Below are 20479 nucleotides of genomic sequence, written 5' to 3'. Positions count from 1 at the left end.
CGGCGGCCTGCCGCAGGTCCGTTCGCGGCCGGCCGCCGTCGCGGTGCCGGGCTCAGTACCGCCCGCGCCCCCGGCCGAGCCGGTCCAGGACCGCCTGGGCCATGGCCTGTTCTCCCTTGGCGTTGGGGTGTGCGGGCGCTGCGGGGGCGGCGGGCTGGAGCGGTTCGATCCAGCGGTCCGCGGGCGACTTGCACATGTCGTGTCCGACCGTCGGGCCGTATGTGTCCACGTACTCGGCCCGGTTGACGGCGGCCACCAGCCGCAGCATCAGGTTCAGGCGCTTCTCGGTGTCCCGCAGATAGGGGAAATCACCCTTTGCGAACGGGACTTGGGGAAAGCAGCCGGTGCCGTCGTCGGGCAGCAGGTCCGGATAGCCGACGACGACCACGCGGGCGTGGGGCGCGCGGGCGTGCACGGCCCGCAGCACCTTGTCGACCTTCGGCGCGGTCTTGAGGACAGCGAGGGCCAGCTGATCGTAACCGTCGGCGTCGTAGGAGCGCTTGCAGGGATCGCCCGTCGGGTCCTGGGCGGCGAGCCGGGCGCAGGTGGCGATGATCGGGCCGAACCCGACGTCGTTGCCGCCGATCTGGACCGTCACCAGATCCGTGTCCCGCCCGACCGCGTCCAGTTGGGGCTTGTTGCTGCCCTGCGCCTGCCACATCTCGGCGGTCGTCGCGCCCGCGCAGCTGACGTCCGTGAAGGTGGCCGCCTTGTGCTGTGCGGCCACCAGCGAGGGGTAGTTGTGGTCGGAGCGTGCGCAGTTGGCGTCCACCTGGGCCGGGATGCCGGGGCCCGAGGTGTAGGAGTCGCCGAGGGCCACGTAGTCGAGAGCGCGGCCGGGTCCGGTGGAGTGCGCGGCGGCCGGCGTCGTCGAGGCGGCGACGAGGGCACAACCGCCCAGTGCCACCCCGAGCACGGCGGCGCGCCGTCGGCCTCTCGTCCTGTCCGCCGGACGTATGTCCTTCGTCATGAATCCTCCCCCTCGGTTCGACTGAGTCTGTATACCGCCCGGTAGGTCACGGCGACCAGAAGCGGGAGACAACGAGTTGCCCGGCAGTGTGCCGACCGCCTCTGCCGGCCTCGGGTGAATCCACATCCGGCGAGACTGCCCGTCGCGGCAACTCGCGGCTAAAAAGCGGCAGTTGGCCGAGAAATGATCCACCGGAAAAGCGGTGGGTCGGGTTCCGCCGGGGGTGCACCCGTCGCCTCCCCGCCAATGTCACCGAAAGCGCCGTAGGGCCGGTGGCGGCCGTCAGCCCCTCGTGTCACCCGGCCTCGGCGTGCGCCGATACGGCCCGCACGGCATCGTCACATGGTCATCGCAACTTCTTCACACAGTTATTACTTTCGGCCGATCGGCGCTCGGGGCCGTCGCGGCGGGGAAGACGTCGTGGCGACCGCGTGCCTAGCCTCCCGGGCCATGCGATCACCTCTGCTGAGACGCCTCGGTCTCACCGCCGTCCTCGCCTTCGTCCTCACCGTCTTCGGGCTCGCTCCCGGTGCCAGTGCCGACACTGCGCCGGCCGCTCTCGCGTTCACCACCGACAGCGCCACCACCACGCCCGGTGGCACGGTCAAGCTGTCGATGACGATCACGAACAACAAGACCTACGACGTCCTGTTCGTCTACCAGACCATCGACCCGACCTGGCTCACCACCCAGCGCCCGGACCTCAAGTACAGCTTCACCGGCTGCAGCCTGGCCACTGCCGCCGGTGCCGCCGCGTGCTCCGGCACCGGCCCGACCAACCTCGGCGGCAACTACGGCGCCACCATCCCGCCCGGCCAGAGCCGCACCGTCACGCTGACCCTCCAGGTCGCCTCCGACTCCGGCTGCAACGGCAACATCGGCTTCTACTCGTACTACTACGCCGAGTTCAGCGACGGCACCAACACCAACGGCGGGCCTGTCTACACGCCCGAGACGCGCGTGCTCTGCGCCTGACGGACTCCCCGGTTCCGCGGCCCGGGTGACCGGAATCGGTCTCAGGGCCGAGCGCCCCGCGCGACACGGACAACCGCTTCCTCGCCCGGCGGACCGCCATGGTCCGCCGGTGCGTCGTGCGGCGGCCGGACCAGCGGCCAAGGCCGTCCGGCCGAGACCGTTCCCGCTCGGGGAGGACGGGAAAACGGCTTCCGGGGTTGCCTCCAACTGCCCCTGGAAACGCGCGCTTTTCCGTCAGGTTTCGTAACTTGACCACAAAACCTACACAGAGCCATCACCATGTGACGCGACGGATGCGGCGACGACCGGCTTCTGAGGGGGATGCCGGCGTCACGCAAGGGGGTGGGTCCGCGCTGCGGCGCCATGCTCACCCCTGCCCGGGGAGGGGACTTCACCGCATGAAGCGGACCATCCGTACCACCGCGCTGACGGTGGGCGCGCTGATCGCCGCGCTCGGCCTCCAGGCCGGCCCGGCGCAGGCCGACACCACCGCACCGCGCATCGACCTCAGAGTCCTGGTGGTGAGCGACGGTGGTCCGGCCACCGACGCCATCGCCGCCGAACTCGACGCCGCCGGAACGCCGTACACCAAGGTCGATCTCACCAGCTCCGCCCGGCCGGTCATCGATGCCGGATTCCTCGCCGACACCGTCGACGGCCGGCCGCGCGCCAAGTTCCAGGCCGTCGTCCTGCCCAACGACAACCCGTTCGCGGCCGGCAGCGCCGAGATGGCCGCGCTCGCCTCCTACGAACAGACCTACGCGATCCCGCAGGTCGACGCCTACACCTACGCCCGGCCCCAGGCCGGCCTGAACGTCCCCACCTCCGGCGGCTACTCCGGCAGCATCGACGGCGTGCAGGCCCAGGTCACCGACGCGGGCAGGTCCGGGCCCTTCGGCTACCTCAAGGGCGCGGTGCCGTTCGAGGACAACTCGCCTTCTGTGGGCGAGAGTTACGCCTACCTGTCGACGCCGGCACCCGGCGCCGACTTCACCCCGTACGTCCAGGCCGCCATCCCCGGCACCACCACCCAGGGCTCGCTGGTCGGGGAGTACCGGCACGACGGACGGCGCGAGCTGGTCGTCACCTTCGTCTACAACCAGTACCAGGAACAGTTCCGGCTGCTCTCCCGTGGCATCGTCGAGTGGATGACCGGCGGAGTGCACCTCGGCGCCTCCCGGAACTACTTCGCCGTGCACGTGGACGACGTGTTTCTCTCGGACGACCGCTGGGACACCCAGCTCAACTGCACGCCCGGGGACATCGACTGCACCAACAGCTCGGCCACGCCCAACCCGATCCGGATGACCCCGGCCGACGTCGACTACGCCACCGCCTGGGAGCAGAGCCACCACTTCACCCTCGACCTCGTCTACAACGGCTCCGGCAGCATCGACCAGCGCGAGGACAACAACGGCGCCGACCTGCTCGCCGACAGGCTCGTCGCCGACCGGAACCAGTTCCGCTGGGTCAACCACACCTACACGCACGCCTTCCTCGGCTGCGAGCAGGACACCACCGTCGTGCCCTGGAAGTGCGAGACCAACCCCGACGGCAGCACCCAGTGGGTCAGCCGCCAGACGATCGACGCTGAGATCGCCAACAACCGTGCCTGGGGCCAGGCCAACGGACTCCCTCTCGACAACAGTGAGTTGGTCACCGGCGAGCACTCCGGCCTGTACATCCTGCCGCAGCAGCCCGACGACAACCCCAACCTGGCACCCGCACTCGCCGACAACGGCGTCAAGTGGCTCGCCGCGGACGCCTCCCGCCAGCCCGGGCAGCGCCAGGTCGGACCGGCCGCCACCGTCCCGCGCTACCCGATGAACGTCTTCTACAACGCGGGACACGCCTCCGAAGAGACCGACGAGTACAACTGGCTCTACACCAGCCGCGCCCAGGGCGGCAGCGGGATCTGCGAGGACAACCCGGACACCACCACCTGCCTGCCGGCCCCGCTGGACACCGGCACCGGCTACCAGAACTACATCGTGCCGCTGGAGACCCGCATCGACCTCGGGCACGTGCTGTCCAACGACCCCAAACCGCACTACATCCACCAGTCCAACCTCGCCGAGGACCGCATCGCCTACCCCGTCCTCAACGGCGTACTCGACGGGTACAACGCCCTGTTCGCGGACAACACGCCGCTGGTGAACCTGCGGATGAAGGACATCGGTACCGAACTGCAGCGCCGGGCCGCGTGGAAGAGCGCGCTCGACGCCGGTCAGGTCACCGCCTACCGCATCGGCGACGCCGTCACCGTCCAGGCACCGAACGGCACCGCCGTCACCGCGAGCCTGCCCACCGGCACCACCATCGGCGCCGGCTCCTTCGGCACCGCCTACGCTGGCCAGGTGTCCGGCTGGACGCCCTCCTCCGGCGCCGCGCTCACCTTCACCCTGCCCCACTCCGCCGCCGCCCCGGCCGGCACCGCCCGCACCGGCGCGAAGGCCACCGCACCGGCCCCGCGCACCAAGGTTCCGGCCGGCGTGAAGAAGCAGGTCCCCTACACCCGGGAGCACTGAACGGCGTTGCGCACCGAGGGCCGGTCCGGCGGCAGCCGCCCGACCGGCCCGGGTTCCGGCCGCCCACCGGCGGCCCGAACCCGCACGACCACCCCACACCTCGGCCGTGGAGCACAGTCGATGCACGTTCACCACGGCGTGCGCCGCCCCGGCGCGGCGCGCGTCACCCTGCTCACCGAAGGCACCTACCCGCACAGCCACGGCGGCGTCAGCGTCTGGTGCGACCAACTCGTCCAGGGCATGCCCGACCTCGACTTCGACGTCATAGCCGTCACCGGCACCGGCCGCGAACCCGTCGTATGGGACCTGCCCGCCCATGTCCACCGGGTGATCTCCGTGCCCATGTGGGGAGCCCCGCCCCAGGGCAGCCCGCCCCGGGGCCGGGCCCTGCGCCGGCTCGCCGCCGCCCACGAACGTCTCCTGACCGCGCTGCTCGACCCGCACGCCGAGGACGAGTTCGCGCCCGCCCTGTACGCCCTGGCCCGGGCCGCAGCCGAGGGAACGCTGAGCCCGTTCCTGCGCGGCGACCGCGCCCTCGCCGTCCTCACCGCGGTGTGGAACCGGCCGGGCCTCGCCGTCCGTGAGGCCCGGCCCACCCTGCACGACGCGGTCACCGCCACCGCCCTGCTCGAACACGCCCTGCGCCCGCTCGCCGCACCGCCCCCCGCGCACGGTGTGGCCCACGCGGTCAGCGGCGGTGTCGCCGTCCTGCCCGGCCTTGCCGGTCTGGAACGCCACGACGTCCCGCTGCTGCTCACCGAACACGGCGTCTATCTGCGCGAGCGCTACCTCGGCTACCGCACCGCCCCCTACCGCTGGCCGGTCAAGGCCGTCGTCCTCGGCTTCTTCCGGCTGCTCGCCGAGGAGAGCTACCGGCGGGCCGCACTGATCACCCCGGGCAACCGCTACAACCGGCTGTGGGAGGAACAGGGCGGCGCCGACCCGCAGGCCATTCGCACGGTCTACAACGGCGTGGACCCCGCCGCGTTCCCGCCGGCCGGACCCGAGCCCCACCGCCCGACCCTCAGCTGGGCCGGCCGAGTGGACCCCATCAAGGACCTGGAGACCCTGATCCGTGCCTTCGCCCTGGTCCGGGCCGAGATACCCGAGGCCCGGCTGCGGCTGTTCGGCGGCACACCGCGTGGCGGAGAGGCGTACCGGGAACGCTGCGCGGCGCTCGCGGCGGAGCTGGGGCACGCGGACGCCGTCACCTTCGAGGGCCGGGTCGACGACATCAAGGACGCCTACGCGGCCGGGAACGTCGTGATGCTCTCCAGCATCAGCGAGGGCTTCCCCTTCACTCTCATCGAGGCCATGTCCTGCGGCCGGGCGACCGTCTCGACCGACGTCGGCGGGGTGCGCGAGGCCGTCGGTGACACCGGGCTCGTCGTCCCGCCGCGCGACCCCGTCCGGATGGCCGAGGCGGCGCTGGAGCTGCTGGGCGACGCCGAGCGGCGCAGGAAGATGGGCGAGGCGGCCCGGCTGCGTGTGATCGAGCAGTTCACCCTGCGCCAGACCATCGACACCTTCCGCTCCATATATCTCGAACTCCCCGTGCTGGAAAGGACGTCGGCAGTGGAGGCCATCGCGGCCGGAGTGGGGAGCCTGGCCGGATGAGCGGACCGATGGCCCTGGAACCCGGCGGCACCGGACCGGACACCCTTGCCCTCCGGCTGGCCGGCACGCCCGCCTGCGCCCGTGAGAACCGCCCGCGGACGCGGGAGGCCGTCAGCCGCCTCGCGGCCGATCTCGCGGACCGCGTCGGCCCCGCGGTCCACCCCTACGAAGTCGCCGCCCTGCTCGAGGCCGAGGGACTGACCGCCGACCAGATCAAGGAAGGCTACGGCCACCCGGACCTGTTCTCCCTCGCCGCCGCCCTCTACGACCAGGTGCCCCGCACCTTCCCCGAGCCCGCGCGGGCGGCCGACCCCTGGCGCCCCGACCACCTGCGCTGTCTGCTACGCGGGGTGCTGTTCGCCCTGCCGGGGCTGGCCTACCTGATCACCGTGCCCCTGTGGCACCCCGGCCGGCACGCCGCCGCGCCGATCGTCGCCGGGCTGGTGTCGTGGGCGTGGGGCCAGGCGCTCGGCCACCGTGCTTACGTGCGGATGGCGACCGGCCGCCGGGAGGCGGCCCGCACCCTCCTGGCCGGCGCGCCCCTCGGCGCGGCACTCGCCACGGCCGGCGCCGTCCCGTTCGCCGGCGGCGGCCCGGCGCTCCTCATGGCGGCGGCCCAGTCGCTCTACCTCGCGGCGGCAGGCGTCCTGCTGGTGCTGGCCCGGGAACGGCAGCTGCTCGCCGCGCTCACACCGCTCGTCGCGGGCGCCGCACTGCTGCCCTGGTGGGAGCCCGGCCCCGCGCTGCGCACCGCACTGCCCCTGCTCGCCCTGCTGGCCACGCTCGCCGTCACCGCCCACGCCCTGCGCGGCGCCTTCGCCGCCACCGCGGCCGACGGCACCCCGCCCCGGCTCTCGGCGTCCCTGCCGTACGGCCTGTTCGGGCTGGCCGCGGGCGTGCTCGTCCTGCTCGAAGGGCGGCAGGAGCCGTACGCCGTGATCGTCCTCACCGTGAGCATGGGACCCGCCGAGTGGCTGCTGTACCGCTACCGGGGCCTCGCCGTCGCGGCCCTGCGCGCCACCGCCACGCCCGCGGGATTCCGCCTGCGTTCCGCCGCCGTCCTCGGCCTGTGCCTGCTCGGCTATCTCCTGCCGCTGCTGCCCGCCGCACTCCTCACCGGCGCCGCACCGGCCCCCCTGCTGCTGCTCGCGGCCACGCTGTGGACCGCACTGCTGCTCCAGGCATTCGGGGCGGCCTGGCCACCGGCCGTTCTCTGCACGGCCGCCGCGGCCGGCGCCGGCGCGGTCACGCTGCTGCACCTGCCACCGGGCCGTGCCGCGCTGCCGCTCTCCTGCGCCGCCGCCGCACTGTGTCTCGTCGCGTACACGCTGGCACTGCTCGGCCGCCCCGCCCGGCACGCCTGAACCGTCCAATCCACCGGAAGGACTGACCAGTTGACCTCCGCACCGCTTGCCGCCGTCACCGGAGCCGAGGGGTTCATCGGCTCCCATCTCACCGAGGCCCTCGTCGCCCGCGGACACCGGGTCAGAGCCATGGCCCAGTACAACTCCTTCTCCTCCTACGGCTGGCTGGAGACCCTCGCCCCCGATGTCCTCGACCACGTGGAGATCGTCCTCGGCGACGTCCGCGACCCCGGCTCGGTCCGTGCCCTCCTCGAAGGGGCGGACACCGCCTACCACCTGGCCGCCCTGATCGCGATCCCGTACTCCTACCGGGCGCCGCACAGCTACGTGGAGACCAATGTCACCGGCACCCTCAACGTCCTGGAAGCCGCGCGGGCGCTCGGCACACCCCGGCTCGTGCACACCTCCACCAGTGAGACCTACGGCACCGCGCGGACCGTCCCCATCACCGAGGACCACCCCGTCAACACCCAGTCCCCGTACGCCGCTTCGAAGGCGGGCGGGGACCGGCTGGCGGACAGCTACCACGCGAGCTTCGGCACCCCGGTCGTGACCCTGAGGCCCTTCAACACCTTCGGGCCGCGCCAGTCGATGCGCGCGGTCATCCCGACCGTCATCGGCCAGGTCGCCGCTGGGCAGCGCACACCCACCCTCGGCGACCTGCGTCCCACCCGCGACTTCACCTTCGTCAGGGACACCGCCCAGGCCTTCCTCGCCGTCGGCACCGCGCCCGCCGAGAAGGTCGTCGGACGTACCTTCAACGCCGGTACGGGCGGCGAGATCTCGATCGGCGACCTCGTCGCGCTCATCGGCAAGGTCATGGACACCACCCTCGACGTCCGCGAGGACCCCGCGCGGATCCGGCCCGTGAACTCCGAGGTGATGCGGCTCGTCGCCGACGCCACCCGGCTCACCGAGGCCACTGGCTGGGAGCCCGCCCACACCCTCGAGCAAGGCCTGGCGCACACCGTGGAGTTCTTCCGCGACCCGGCCAACCTGGCCCGTTACAAGACCGGCATCTACAACGTCTGACCCGTCGGCACGACGTCTCTTCCTCGAAGGAGAAGCCCCATGCACGCAGTGATCCTGGCGGGAGGCAAGGGTGTCCGGCTGCGGCCCTACACCACCGCGCTGCCCAAGCCGCTCGTCCCGATCGGCGACCAGCACGCCATCCTGGAGATCGTGCTGCGCCAGCTGTCCACGGCCGGCTTCACCCGCTGCACCCTCGCGATAGGCCACCTCGGCGAGATCATCAGGGCGTACGTCGGCGACGGCTCCCAGTGGGGCATGGCCGTCGACTACGCCACCGAGGAGAGCCCGCTCGGCACCCTCGGCCCGCTGCTCAACCTCAAGGACCGGCTTCCCGACTCCTTCCTCGTGATGAACGGCGATGTGCTGACCGACCTCGACTTCGCCGCCGTCCTGCGCCGGCACCAGGAGACGAACGCACCGCTGACCATCGCCACCTACGTCCGCAAGGTGCACATCGACTTCGGAGTCCTGACCACGGACGCGAGCAGGGTCGTGGCATTCACCGAGAAGCCCAGCATGGACTACCGCGTCTCCATGGGCGTCTACGGCCTCAGCCGCGACACCCTCGACGGCTACACGGCGGGCCTGCCGCTCGGCATCGACGAACTCGTCCTCGACCTGCTGCGCGGCCAGAATCCGCCGCACGCCTACGAGTTCGAGGGCTACTGGCTGGACATCGGCCGCCCCGACGACTACGACCGTGCCAACGCCGAGTTCACCAGCCGCAAGTCCCTCCTGCTCAAGGGAGCCTGAGTTCCGTATGCGCATTCTCGTCCTGGGCGGCACCGGATACCTGGGCCGCCATGTGGTCGCGCGGCTGCGCGCCCTGCCGGGCGCGCAGGTCCTCGCCGCCGGCCGCTCGCCGTCCGCCGCGTTCGGCGTCGACCTCGCCGCCGACCGGCCGCAGCGGCTCGCCAAGACCCTGGCCGCGGCGGCGCCGGACGCCGTGGTCAACTGCGCGGGCGCCACCGGTGGCGACCCGGTGACGCTGACCGAGGTCAACGCCCGCGGTCCCGCCCTGCTGTGTGCCGTGTTGCGCGAGGCGGCACCCACGGCCCGGCTGGTGCACCTGGGGTCGGCCGCCGAGTACGGGCCGGGCGTCCCGGGCACCCCGGTCGGCGAGTCGGCACCGGCCTGCCCGGTCACTCTCTACGGCGTCACCAAGCTCGCGGGCACGGTCGCGGTCACCACCTCCGCCCTGGACGCGGTGGTGCTCCGGGTCGGCAATCCGGTGGGCCCCGGCGCGCCCGTGGCGAACCTGCCCGGCCGGATGGCCTCGCTGCTGCGCTCGGCCGGTCCGGGTCCCGGGGCGGTGCTGCGGCTCGGCGATCTGTCCGACCACCGCGACTTCGTCGACGTACGCGACGTCGCCCGGGCGGTGGCCCTCGCCGTCACCGCGCCCGGTCACCTCCCGCCCGTGCTCAACATCGGCGGCGGTGCGGCCGTACCGGTGCGGGAACTGGTCCACGGTCTGGCCCGACGGGCGGGGTTCCAGGGCCGGTTGGAGGAAGGGGCAAGCGGATCCGTGCGCTCGGCGCGGGTGTCGTGGCAGTGCTCCGACATCGCCGCCGCCGAGCGCGCCCTCGGCTGGCGTCCCGTCCACGACCTGGGCGACGCCCTGGACGCACTGTGGGCGGCCACGGGGGAGAGCGGGCCGGTGCCGTGAGCCTGCTGGTCCCGCTGTACGTGCATCCGGCCGAGGACCCCGGCGCCTGGCACCGGCTGATCAACGCGGCCACGCGCACCTACGCGGTCGTGCTCAACCCGGCGAGCGGACCCGGCGCCGCCCCCGATCCCGCGTTCACGTCCGTGGCCCGGGCGCTGCGCGCGGCCGGGGCGCGGCTGCTCGGGTACGTCGACACCGACTACGGCGTGCGGGACCGGGACCAGATCACCGAGGACGTACGCCGGCACCAGGCCTGGTACACGGCGGACGGCTGTTTCCTCGACCGGGTCACCGCCACCCGGGAGGGCCTGCCCGCCTGCCGCCGCCTGGTCCGGGAGATCCGGCGCCTCGGCGCCGCCACCGTCGTGCTCAACCCGGGTGTCCACCCGGCCCCCGGTTACGCCCGTCTGGCCGACCTCACCGTCACCTTCGAGGGCCACTGGTCCACGTACGTCAGGGCGTTCAGCCGACCGGCCTGGACGGGCCGGCAGCCGCCCGACCGGCTGTGCCATCTCGTCTACGGCGTCCCCGAGGCCCTCGTTCCGCTCGCCGTGCACACCGCCCACGAGCGCGGCGCCGCGGTGTGCGGGCCGGTGACGGGCGAGCCGCCCAATCCCTGGGCCGAGTTGACCCCGGCACTGGCCGGGGCGGGCGGATGACCTGCGCGAACGGTGTGCGAAGCTGCGGGTGTCCGTCATTGCGCAACGGCAGGAGAGCGCCGTCATGGCCATCATCCACCACACCACGCTCAAGCCCACGAAGCTGGAGCTGCTCACCGGCTGGCTGCCCACCCGCCCGTGGTACCGCGGCGGCCCGAACGCCCCGGTGCTGGCCAAGTCGGGCGGCTTCCGGCTGGACGACCCCGAGGGCGAGGTCGGCATCGAGTTCATGGTGGCCACGGACACCTCCACCGCCGAACCGACCGCCTACCTCGTCCCGTTGACCTACCGGGGCGCGCCCCTGCAGGGGGCGGAGCATGCGTTGATCGGCACGATGGAGCACGGTGTGCTGGGCAGGCGCTGGGCCTACGACGGCTGCCACGACCCGGTACTGGTCACCGAGTTGCTCTCCCTGATGGCCGGCCGGGCCCAGGCGCAGGCGCAGAGCGTCGACGAGACCCCCGACCACGAGGTGACGTGTTCCTACACCGGCGCCCCCTTCGCCCTGGACGGCTTCACGCCCGAGCCGGCCGACGACCGGGAGGGCACCCGTCTGCCCGCTCCGCACGGCGCGATGCTGCAGGTGCACCGCGTCCTGAGCCCCGTGCCCGGGAAGACGCCGCTGCGTCCCCACGGAGTGATCGGCCATGTGGCACGCGCCTGGCAGGCGCCGGACGGCTCGCAGCCGGCCGCGCTCTTCATGACCCTGCACACGGCCTGATCCGGCACGCCGGAGCGGTACGCCACCCGTGCCTTCTGGCATGGTCCGGTCAAATCTGACAGGCTTTCACCAGCCTGACAGTCCACGCCCCGACCTGGGGGCGCGGAACACCTGTCGGTGCAGCGATCACGCAAGCCCGTTCGCGGCCGTCCCGGCGTACCCCGGCCGGCCGCCACCGAGCAGGCCGTAAATCCCGGCCGCCGCAAAGGAGAAGCGTGTGAGACCGACCCCCCACAAGGCCCTCGGCACCGGTGTGCTCACCGTCGCCGCGCTGGCCGCGTTCGTGCTCCCCGGCACCCCTGCCATGGCCCGGCCCGCCGTGGCCCCCGCCGCCTGCACTCCGGCGCAGGTCGTCGGCAACGGCGGCTTCGAGAACGGCACGTCGTCCTGGACCGCGTCCTCGCCCGGCGTGATCACCGGCCGCGCCGGACAGAGCGCCCACGGCGGCAGCTCCTACGCCTGGCTGGACGGCACCGGCAGGACCCACACGGACACCCTGAACCAGAGTGTCACCATCCCGGCCGGGTGCGACGCGGCCACCCTCACCTTCTGGCTGCACATCGACACCGCCGAGACCACGTCGTCCACCGCCTACGACAAACTCACCGCCAAGATCGGCAACACGACGCTGGCCACCTACTCGAACCTCGACAAGAACACCGGCTACGTCAAGAAGTCCATCGACGTGTCGGCGTACGCGGGACAGACCGTCAGCCTCTCCTTCACCGGGACCGAGGACTCCAGCCTGCAGACGAGCTTCGTGCTCGACGACATCGCGCTCGACACCTCCGGCGGCACGGCCCCGCCGGGCGACTCCACCCGCACCCCGGCCGCACCGTCGTACACCGTGAACCTCAGCAGCGACACGACCGGCACCGAGTGGACCGGACACGAGAGCGTGACCTTCACCAACGCCTCGGCCGCCGCGCTGAACGAGGTCTATCTGCGGCTGTGGGACAACTACCACGGTACTTGTGACGCGATGCCGATCCGGGTAACGAACCTCACCGGTGGCACGGCCGAGGCGCCCACCGTCGCCTGCACCGCGCTCAAGGTCGACCTGCCTGCCCCGCTCGCCCAGGGGCAGAGCGCCACCATCGGCTTCGACCTCGGCATCACGGTGCCCAGCGGCGCCGACCGCTTCGGCCACGACGGCGCCTACAGCTTCGTCGGCAACGCCCTGCCCGTCCTCGCCGTCCGCGACAGCTCGGGCTGGCATCTGGATCCGTACACCAACAACGGCGAGTCGTTCTACTCCCTGGCCGCCGACTTCAAGGTGACCCTCGACCACCCCAGCAGCCTGCTGGTCCCGGCCACCGGCACCTCCACCGACGCCCCCGGAGCCGGCGGCCGTACGGTGACGACGGCCACGGCGTCCAAGGTCCGTGACTTCGCCTGGGCCGCCGGACCCTTCACCAGGATCTCCGGCACCTCGTCCGCCGGCGTCGCGGTGAACGTCTACTCCGTCGCGGGCATCAGCTCGTCCAGCGCCCAGTCGATGCTCAGCACCGCGAAGAGCGCCGTCGACGCCCACGCCGGCCGCTTCGGCGCCTACCCCTACGGTGAGCTGGACGCCGTCCTCGACAACAACTACTGGTTCGGCGGCATGGAGTACCCCGGGTTCGTCCTGGACGTGGTCAGCAGCACCGCCCTCACCCATGAGATCGGCCACCAGTGGTGGTACGGCATCGTCGGCGACGACGAGTACAACAGCCCCTGGCTGGACGAGGCGTTCACCGACTACGCCACCGATCTCGCCCTGGGCAAGACCGGCGCCAACTGCTGGAACAGCGTCTCCTGGGCGTCCGCCGACGAGAAGATCACCGACTCCATGGCCTACTGGGACGCGCACTCCTCGCGCTACTCCACCGTCGTCTACGGCTACGGCAAGTGCGCCCTGCACGACCTGCGCCGCGTCCTGGGCGACACCGCCATGGCCACGCTGCTGAAGGACTACGCGAGCGCGCACTGGTACGGAGTGTCGACCACGGCCGAGTTCAAGGCCGCCGCCCAGGCCGCCACGAGCACCGACCTGACCTCCTTCTGGACCCGGCACCGCATCGACGGCTGAGCGCCGCGGACCATTCGGCGAGGGCCGGTCGTGCGAGCCGCTCCGGGCGGCTCGCACGACCGGCCCGTACGCGACGGGGTACACCCGGATGGACCAAGCGAAGCCCGGAATGGCTTCGTTGGGCGGTACCCGGAGTGCGCCATGGCCCGAGCGCGGGTCAGATGGAAGCGTGCGAACCTCCATCCTCCCTCAGCGTGGCCGGTCCCGCCTGGCTCTCACAGGCGCCCTGACCGGCCTTCTTCTCTCCGTGTCCACCCCCGCGGCCCTGCCCGCTTCGGTGCCGGACGTGCCCCCGCGCGGCAGTGCGTACATGGGCATGGGCGTTCTCGCCCACGACGGAAGCGATGACGACGACGCGGACACCCCGATCGTGCCCCGCGTGAACCAGACGGAAGGAGTGGATGTATCCAGCTATCAGGGCGACGTCGCCTGGCGGACCCTGTGGGGCGACGGCGTCCGGTGGGCGTACACGAAGGCCACCGAAGGGACGGGCTACAAGAACCCCTACTTCACCCAGCAGTACACCGGCCCGTACAGCGCGGGGATGGTGCGTGGCGCTTACCACTTCGCGACCCCGGACAGCTCCGGCGGCGCAGCCCAGGCCGACTACTTCGTACAGCACGGCGGCGGCTGGTCCAAGGACGGCAAGACCCTGCCCGGAGCCCTCGACATCGAGTGGAACCCGTACGGCAGCTCCTGTTACGGCAAGTCCCGCAGTGCGATGGTCGGTTGGATCCGCGACTTCCTGAACCGCTACAAGGCGCGCACCGGCCGGGACGCCGTGATCTACACGGCGACCAGCTGGTGGAGCGACTGCACCGGCAACTACGGGGGCTTCGCGGCGAACAACCCGCTGTGGATCGCCCGCTACGCCTCGAGCGCCGGGACGTTGCCGTCGGGCTGGTCGACGTACACCATGTGGCAGTACACCTCCACCGGAAAGACCGTCGGGGACCACGACCGGTTCAACGGTTCCGAGGATCGACTGAAGGTCCTCGCGACCGGGTGAGCCGGGTGCGGCGGTGGGCGCCCGGCACTGTCGACCGTGTGCCGGAACACCCGAACCCGCGGCGTTTCCGGAGCAGCTGCCCGAGCAGGGGCGAGGCCAACTCACCCCTGCGGGCGGCGGCGCCGTTCATCCGGCGGTCAGCGGATCAGGAGAACACGACCGAGCGGAGCTTGAGCCGGTCGCTCAGGACCTTGCCGGGGTTCATGACGTAGTAGGTGTCGCCCTCGCAGTCCGGGTCGAGGAAGACGATGGCGGTGGCGTCCGTCCTGTTCTTGGGTGCGTAGGCGGGACGTTCGGTCACCTCGGGCAGGTTGACGCACTGTCCGCTCGCCGGGTCGGTCAGGGAGGCCTCCTGCCGAGTGCCGTCCGGGTCGGTGTACGCGTACTGGAAGGATCCGGTCGCCGCGGAGGCCGACGTCGGCAGGGTCACGATCAGGGCCAGAGAGCCGACGGCGCAGGCCAGAGCGGTACGCAGGCGCATGTGCGCGGTCCTTTCGGGGGGGATGACAACACGGTCGTCACTGCCCCCGGGCTTCTCGGCACATGCGCAGGTCATCCGGATGAGGGATTCGGCGGGAACCCGTCTGACCCGGCCGGCGTACCCCCGCGCCGAGGGCGCTGCCCGGCAGGCTTCCCGTGGGTGCGGACCGGGGTGTCCTCATGGGTCTGAATGGGTCTGAGCCGACGCCCCGGCGTGGACGACGACGGTGACCAGGACGGTCGCGACGACCTGTCCGCCTACGGCCACGACCGCGCCGGCGCGGGCCGCTGCCAGGAAGTCCGAGGAGGACCTGTCCGCACGTACCCGGCTCCGATGTCGGCACCGGTGTCGGCGCGCTCGTGCCGTACCGGGGTGTCGGTGGCGTCGAACACCGGCGGGGCGACGGGGAGGTTCATGACCGGCACGGTGCCGTGCCGGGACCGTGCATGCATGAGGACGGGTACCCGGCCCGCCGACCGTCAGCGCACGCCGCGGATGGGCAGGATGGCGAGTGCGCCGAGGAGGGACAGGGCGCCGCCGAACAGGAACAGCGGGGTGTAGCCGCCGAGCGCGGTGACCACGGCCGAGGCGACGAACGGCGCCACGATCTGCGGTCCGGCGTTGGCGATGTTCAGCACGCCCAGGTCGCGGGCGGCGTCCTGCGCGCGAGGCAGCACGAGGGTGACGACGGCGGTGTCCACGGCCATGAAGCAGCCGAACGCGAGCCCGTTGAGCGTGCTGAAGACGAGCATGCCCGACCAGGTCGGCCACACCACGGGCACCGCCATGACGGCGCCGGCGAGCGCGGCCGAGATGCCGACGAACACCTTGCGCCGGTTCCAGCGGTCCGAGAGCAGCCCGCCGGCCAGTGTGGAGAGCGCTGTCGCCGCCATCGAGACCGGCGTGAGCACGGCCATGGCCTCCGCCGCGCTCAGCCCCTTGGGCAGCGCGATGTGGTCCTCGAGGATGTAGAGCTGGTATCCGACGACGGAGAAGTAACCGAGCACCATCAGGGCGCGGCCGACGAACGCCCAGCGGAAGTCACGGCTGTTCAGCGCGGACAGGGCGGCCGCCACCCGGCTGCGCCGGGGCACCGCTGACGCGGGCTCGGCGGCCCGGCCGCGCGGCACGTCCCGGCACAGTGCCGTCAGCAGAACCGCAGCCGCGGCGACCACGATGCCCAGCACCAGGTATCCGACGGCGGGACGACCGGCGGCCCGCGAGGCGATGAGGACGCCCAGTGTGCCGCCCACCGGCAGGGCCAGCCCGACCACGGCGGAGGCCGTGCCGCGGCGGGCCGGTGGTATCCGGTCGGGCACGATGGCGGTGACGGCGGCCTGGTAGACGTTCATGGTCACCTGCACCAGGCACCAGGCGATCCCGACCAGCAGCGCCGTACGCACGCTGCCGAGGAGGGCGAGACCGGCCAGTGAGGCCAGCGCTCCACCCAGCACCCACGGCCCGCGCCGCCCCGAGCGGTCCGAGAGCGCGCCCGCGACCGGATTGCAGGCGGTCGCGAACACCGAGCTGACACCGCCGATCAGGCCCAGCAGCGCCACCTTGTGGTGCGGATCGATCGCCGCGACCTGAGTGGGCAGCAGAACGGACCCGACCCCCATGTACACCGCGTACATCGAGGCGTTGGCGCTGAGCAGCAGGGCCGGCAGCCCCCGCTGCCCGGATGCGGGTACGGCCACCGCGGCGGGCCGGACGTATTCGGTCGGCAGAGGCATGGCGACTCCTGGAGGAAGGGAGGTGGAGGAAGGGAGGGGGAGAGAAGGGGGAGAGAGGGACAGAGAGAAGGGGAAAAGGGCACGGGCAAGGAGGCGAAGGGGAGGGAGCGGGAAGCGGGGAGGCGGTTCCGTGCCGACTGATTACACGAGTAACCTCGCGGCGGTCCATGTGTAGCACCCGAGTTCCCGCGTGAACAGAGGTCGGGCGGCGGCAATTGGCACGTGTAACGTGGGGCCGGCGGACAACAAGCCCGGGAAGCGGAAGGGAATCATGGCGAGGAAAGCGGCCGCGGCCGTCACGAGTGCCGATGTCGCACGGCTGGCGGGCGTCTCCCGGGCCACCGTCTCCTTCGTGCTGAACAACACGCAGGCGCACCGGGTCAGCGAGCCGACCCGTGCGAGGGTCCGCGCCGCGGCGGACACCCTCGGCTATGTGCCGCACGCCGCGGCCCGCTCCCTGCGGGCCGGCCGCAACAACCTGGTGCTGATCCCGGCGGCCGTGTCCGCCATCGGCCGGCTGGTGAGCGGTTGGATCGACGAGCTGCACGCGGAGCTGGAGCGGTACGGCTACACCGCCGTCCTGCATGCCGGGCGGTACACCGACCCCGCCGCCGCGGCCCGCGCCTGGGCCGAACTGCGTCCCGGTGCGGTCCTGGCACTGGACGGCGCGAGCCTTACCCCGCAGGGCGCTCAGGTACTGCGGCGTGCCGGTGTGCAGGCCCTGATGGCTCTTGCGCCGCGGCCGGTCGAGGGCGTGTACACGGTCGTCTTCGACCATCAGCGGGTGGGCGCGCTCGCCACCGAACACCTCGTCGCGCAGGGGCGGCGCCGCATCGGCGTCGTGATGCCACGCGAGCGCGGCCTGTCCGCGTTCGCCGAGCCCCGGCTGGCCGGCGCGCGAAGTGTGGCCGCCCGGACGCCGGCGATCGTGACCGCGGTGGACATGGAGTACACGCACGCGTGCGCCCTCGAGTTGGCGCACGACTGGGCGGCGCGCGGCCTGGACGGCGTCTTCGCCTACAACGACGAGTACGCGGCGCTGCTGCTGCACGCCCTGCGGGATGCGGGCGTCGACGTGCCCGGCGAGGTCGCCGTCGTCGGCTGCGACGACCTCGTGACGGCTGCCCTGCAGCAGCCGCCCCTGACGACGGTGCGGCTGGACACGCCGTCCGCCGGGCAGCTCGCCGCGGCCCTGCACGACCTGATCGAGACCGGCACCGCTGCACCGTTGCCGGCGGTCGAGCCCGTGCTCGTACGCCGCGAGTCCGCCTGACGGCCGGTCCGGCCCGCCGCCACTCGCCGTCGGCCGCCGCTGGTCAGGCGGTCAGGTGCCTGCGCAGGAACGCCACGCTGTGGGCCACGATGTCGGGTACTTCGGCCGAGCCCAGGAAGATGTGGTCGGCCCCTTCGACGGGCCGCAGGGTGACCTCGCCGCCCGCGTCCGTGAGTGCCCGGGCCAGCGTCTCGCTCTGGCTGTAGGGGACCACCTGGTCCTCCCGGCCGTGGATCAGCAGGAACGGTGGCGGGGTGGCGCCCGTGGCGTAGGTGAGCGGGGCAGCCGCACGCGCCCGCTCCTGCCGCTCCTCCTCGGGTCCGCCGAGCAGGGTGGTGATGGGGTTCGGGTACGACGGCTCGCCCGGCATGGGCGGCAGCGGGTGGGCGACGAGCGTCTCGATGTCGGACACGCCGTACCAGTCGACGACGGCCCTTACCGCGCTGGTCTCGTCCGGCACGCCCTCGTTCCCCTCGAGGCCGGCGCCGTGCGCGTCGGCGCGGACCAGTCCCGCCAGCGCGGCGAGATGGCCGCCGGCCGACTCGCCCCAGACGCCGATCCGTTCGCCGTCGACGCCCAGCTCGCCGGCGTGCCGCCGTACGTACCGGATGGCGGCCTTGACGTCGTGCAACTGGGCGGGGAACGGGGCTTCCAGGCTGTGCCGGTAGTCGACGCTGATCAGGGCGAGGCCCGCGTCGAGGACGGTGCCGTGCAGCAGTTCCACCGGCACCGTCGGCGGGGGACAGCGCCGGTCGCCCTCGAGCCAGCCGCCGCCGTGGATCCAGACGACGGCCGGTACGGGGCCTTCGGCGGGCGGTACGTGGACGTCCAGCAGGCGCGGCCGGTAACCGGGCGAGGTGGCGTAGGTCAGGCCGTCGAAGTGGCGCACGCCGTCGGTGCCGGTCACGGCGGGGCTGGGAGCGCGGAACGGGGGCGGTGGCCAGCCCGTGTCGAGCTGGGTGGGGGCGGCTGAAGTCATGGCGGGGCCTTCCGTCGGCGGCCGGGTCAGCGAGATGTTACACGTGTAACTACCGAGGAGCGAGACCCTGTGGCCGTGGCTTTCCGCTCCGTGTTCTTCAGCCTCGGCTGGCTGTTCACCCTCGGCCTGCTGTGCGTGGCGGCGGCGATCTGCCTGCCCGGACAGGCCCTCACCCGCTCCGGACCGGCCACCCCGCGCACCACTCCGCTACCGGGCTGGGCCAAACCCGCCCTCGCCGTGCTCGGCTCCTCCTGGCTGGGCATCGGCACCGGACTGCTCGTACGGCCCGGATTCTGGGCCGACTTCGTGCCCTGGCAGACCAACCGCGCCGACGCGCAGGCCCTCGGCGTCTGGGCCCTCGCCCTCGGCGCGGGCGTCCTCGGCTCCCTCGCCGAGGACGACCTCGACCGCACCCGACCCGCCCTGCTGTCCCTGCACGGCACGGCTCTCGCCATGACGGTCGTCCTGACCGTCCGCGCCGGCCATGTCCACTGGTCCTCCGGACCCGGGCTGAGCCTGATCGTCATGGTGGCCGGTCTGCTCGCGGCGGGGGCGAGCGGCCGGCTCCTGCTCCGGGGCGCCGCCGGGACGCGCGAGGCGACGTCGGACACCGGCTGACCTCACTCGGGCGCGGCCGTAACCTCGAGGCGTGCCCGAGATCGAAATCCTTCAGCTGCTGGTCTCCCCGGTGCACCGGCTCGAGGGCCGGCCCGGCGACGGGACGCCCGAGCTGCCGCCGGGTGACCTTGCGACGACGGCAGAGGTGCGGGCGGGGCTGGGCCTCGTCGGGGACCGGTACTTCAACCACCCCGCGCACCGCAACGCCTCACTGACCCTCATGGCCGTCGAACGGCTCCCACACCTCGGGTGGGACGAGCCGGACCTGCTCCGCACCCGACGCAACGTCCTGCTGCGCGGGGTCGACATCGACGCCTGCATCGGCATGACCGTCTTCCTGGACTCCGGCACCGGCCCCGTGGAACTGGCGGTGCGCAGCGCCGCTCGACCCTGCGCCTGGATGGACACCACGCTCGGTCCCGGCGCACAGCGCGCGCTGCGCGGCGGCGGGGGAGTGCGCTGCCGCCCGCTCACCGACGGCACCCTCACCGTCGGCCCTGCGCTGTTCGGGGTACGGGAACCCGGCGCCGTATGAGCTCCACCAGCACGGGCATGTCGGCGGGCGGCAGTTCGGCAGGGGAGGCCTGGGAGAAACGTTCGGAAACATCGGCGGTCGTGCCGCCCAGCAGCGCGCGAGCGGCAGCGTCTCCGACCCGGTCGCGGTCGGCGACGGCCGGCGGCTCGGTGTCGAGGTGGGCCAGGGCGGCGCGCCCCCGAACTCGGCGATCCCGCCCCGGTCCGGCTCGAAGCCGGTGTCTGGACGCAGGGGTCGGTCGGCGACGG

General features: G+C 72.4%; 19 protein-coding genes. 14 read left to right on the top strand and 5 right to left on the bottom strand.

Annotation, left to right across the window (positions count from 1 at the left end; translation table 11 throughout):
• Nucleotides 1–52 precede the first annotated feature (52 nt).
• Nucleotides 53–970 carry an SGNH/GDSL hydrolase family protein gene (locus GQF42_RS05235; protein WP_199272575.1) on the bottom strand — a complete coding sequence of 306 codons (918 nt, stop codon included), beginning with the start codon at nucleotides 968–970 and terminating at the stop codon, nucleotides 53–55.
• A gap of 450 nt (nucleotides 971–1420) precedes the next feature.
• Between GQF42_RS05235 and GQF42_RS05230 the strand changes: the two genes are divergently transcribed.
• The 11 genes from GQF42_RS05230 (at nucleotide 1421) to GQF42_RS05180 (ending at nucleotide 14612) form a co-directional block, all read left to right on the top strand.
• Nucleotides 1421–1945: a hypothetical protein gene (locus tag GQF42_RS05230; RefSeq protein ID WP_158918090.1), complete on the top strand. Its 525-nt coding sequence runs from the start codon at nucleotides 1421–1423 to the stop codon at nucleotides 1943–1945.
• Nucleotides 1946–2343: 398 nt separating this feature from the next.
• Nucleotides 2344–4473: a hypothetical protein gene (locus GQF42_RS05225; protein WP_158918088.1), complete on the top strand. Its 2130-nt coding sequence runs from the start codon at nucleotides 2344–2346 to the stop codon at nucleotides 4471–4473.
• Nucleotides 4474–4593: 120 nt separating this feature from the next.
• Complete coding sequence (gene pelF, locus GQF42_RS05220; protein ID WP_158918086.1) at nucleotides 4594–6090, top strand: GT4 family glycosyltransferase PelF; 1497 nt, start codon at nucleotides 4594–4596, stop codon at nucleotides 6088–6090.
• Nucleotides 6087–7454 carry a hypothetical protein gene (locus tag GQF42_RS05215; protein WP_158918084.1) on the top strand — a complete coding sequence of 456 codons (1368 nt, stop codon included), beginning with the start codon at nucleotides 6087–6089 and terminating at the stop codon, nucleotides 7452–7454. Before pelF ends, GQF42_RS05215 begins: the two co-directional genes overlap by 4 nt.
• A 30-nt stretch (nucleotides 7455–7484) precedes the next feature.
• The gene (locus GQF42_RS05210; protein WP_158918082.1) at nucleotides 7485–8486 is read left to right on the top strand and encodes a GDP-mannose 4,6-dehydratase; all 1002 of its coding nucleotides are present in this window, start codon (nucleotides 7485–7487) and stop codon (nucleotides 8484–8486) included.
• A gap of 39 nt (nucleotides 8487–8525) precedes the next feature.
• Nucleotides 8526–9239: a nucleotidyltransferase family protein gene (locus GQF42_RS05205; RefSeq protein ID WP_158918080.1), complete on the top strand. Its 714-nt coding sequence runs from the start codon at nucleotides 8526–8528 to the stop codon at nucleotides 9237–9239.
• Nucleotides 9240–9246: 7 nt separating this feature from the next.
• The gene (locus GQF42_RS05200; protein WP_158918078.1) at nucleotides 9247–10152 is read left to right on the top strand and encodes an NAD-dependent epimerase/dehydratase family protein; all 906 of its coding nucleotides are present in this window, start codon (nucleotides 9247–9249) and stop codon (nucleotides 10150–10152) included.
• Entirely contained in the window at nucleotides 10149–10811 is a 663-nt protein-coding gene (locus GQF42_RS05195; RefSeq protein ID WP_158918076.1) for a spherulation-specific family 4 protein, read from the top strand. The genes GQF42_RS05200 and GQF42_RS05195 overlap by 4 nt, the downstream gene beginning before the upstream one ends.
• A 64-nt stretch (nucleotides 10812–10875) precedes the next feature.
• Nucleotides 10876–11532, top strand: coding sequence for a maltokinase N-terminal cap-like domain-containing protein (locus tag GQF42_RS05190; protein ID WP_158918074.1), 657 nt, complete (start codon nucleotides 10876–10878; stop codon nucleotides 11530–11532).
• Between the two features lie 217 nt (nucleotides 11533–11749).
• Nucleotides 11750–13603, top strand: a complete 1854-nt coding sequence (locus tag GQF42_RS05185) for a M1 family aminopeptidase (protein ID WP_158918072.1) — start codon at nucleotides 11750–11752, stop codon at nucleotides 13601–13603.
• Between the two features lie 109 nt (nucleotides 13604–13712).
• Complete coding sequence (locus tag GQF42_RS05180; RefSeq protein ID WP_158918070.1) at nucleotides 13713–14612, top strand: lysozyme; 900 nt, start codon at nucleotides 13713–13715, stop codon at nucleotides 14610–14612.
• Between the two features lie 145 nt (nucleotides 14613–14757).
• Here GQF42_RS05180 and GQF42_RS05175 read toward each other — a convergent pair whose 3' ends face one another.
• From GQF42_RS05175 to GQF42_RS05165, 3 genes are all read right to left on the bottom strand, one after another.
• Nucleotides 14758–15093 carry a hypothetical protein gene (locus GQF42_RS05175; protein ID WP_199272574.1) on the bottom strand — a complete coding sequence of 112 codons (336 nt, stop codon included), beginning with the start codon at nucleotides 15091–15093 and terminating at the stop codon, nucleotides 14758–14760.
• Between the two features lie 257 nt (nucleotides 15094–15350).
• Nucleotides 15351–15509: a hypothetical protein gene (locus GQF42_RS05170; RefSeq protein WP_233273246.1), complete on the bottom strand. Its 159-nt coding sequence runs from the start codon at nucleotides 15507–15509 to the stop codon at nucleotides 15351–15353.
• A gap of 63 nt (nucleotides 15510–15572) precedes the next feature.
• Nucleotides 15573–16826 carry an MFS transporter gene (locus GQF42_RS05165; protein WP_158918068.1) on the bottom strand — a complete coding sequence of 418 codons (1254 nt, stop codon included), beginning with the start codon at nucleotides 16824–16826 and terminating at the stop codon, nucleotides 15573–15575.
• Nucleotides 16827–17097: 271 nt separating this feature from the next.
• Between GQF42_RS05165 and GQF42_RS05160 the strand changes: the two genes are divergently transcribed.
• Complete coding sequence (locus GQF42_RS05160) at nucleotides 17098–18099, top strand: LacI family DNA-binding transcriptional regulator (RefSeq protein ID WP_158918066.1); 1002 nt, start codon at nucleotides 17098–17100, stop codon at nucleotides 18097–18099.
• A 43-nt stretch (nucleotides 18100–18142) separates the two neighbouring features.
• On the opposite strand, the gene GQF42_RS05155 is transcribed toward GQF42_RS05160, so the two are convergent.
• Nucleotides 18143–19078, bottom strand: coding sequence for an alpha/beta hydrolase (locus GQF42_RS05155; protein WP_158918064.1), 936 nt, complete (start codon nucleotides 19076–19078; stop codon nucleotides 18143–18145).
• 75 nt (nucleotides 19079–19153) lie between these two features.
• Between GQF42_RS05155 and GQF42_RS05150 the strand changes: the two genes are divergently transcribed.
• Entirely contained in the window at nucleotides 19154–19696 is a 543-nt protein-coding gene (locus GQF42_RS05150; protein ID WP_158918062.1) for a hypothetical protein, read from the top strand.
• Between the two features lie 31 nt (nucleotides 19697–19727).
• Nucleotides 19728–20231, top strand: coding sequence for a molybdenum cofactor biosysynthesis protein (locus tag GQF42_RS05145; protein ID WP_158918060.1), 504 nt, complete (start codon nucleotides 19728–19730; stop codon nucleotides 20229–20231).
• Nucleotides 20232–20479 lie beyond the last annotated feature (248 nt).

Source organism: Streptomyces broussonetiae (assembly GCF_009796285.1).
Taxonomy (GTDB): Bacteria; Actinomycetota; Actinomycetes; order Streptomycetales; family Streptomycetaceae; genus Streptomyces; species Streptomyces broussonetiae.
Note: the sequence above shows the minus strand (reverse complement) of the source record. Positions and strands in the feature narration are given on the sequence as shown.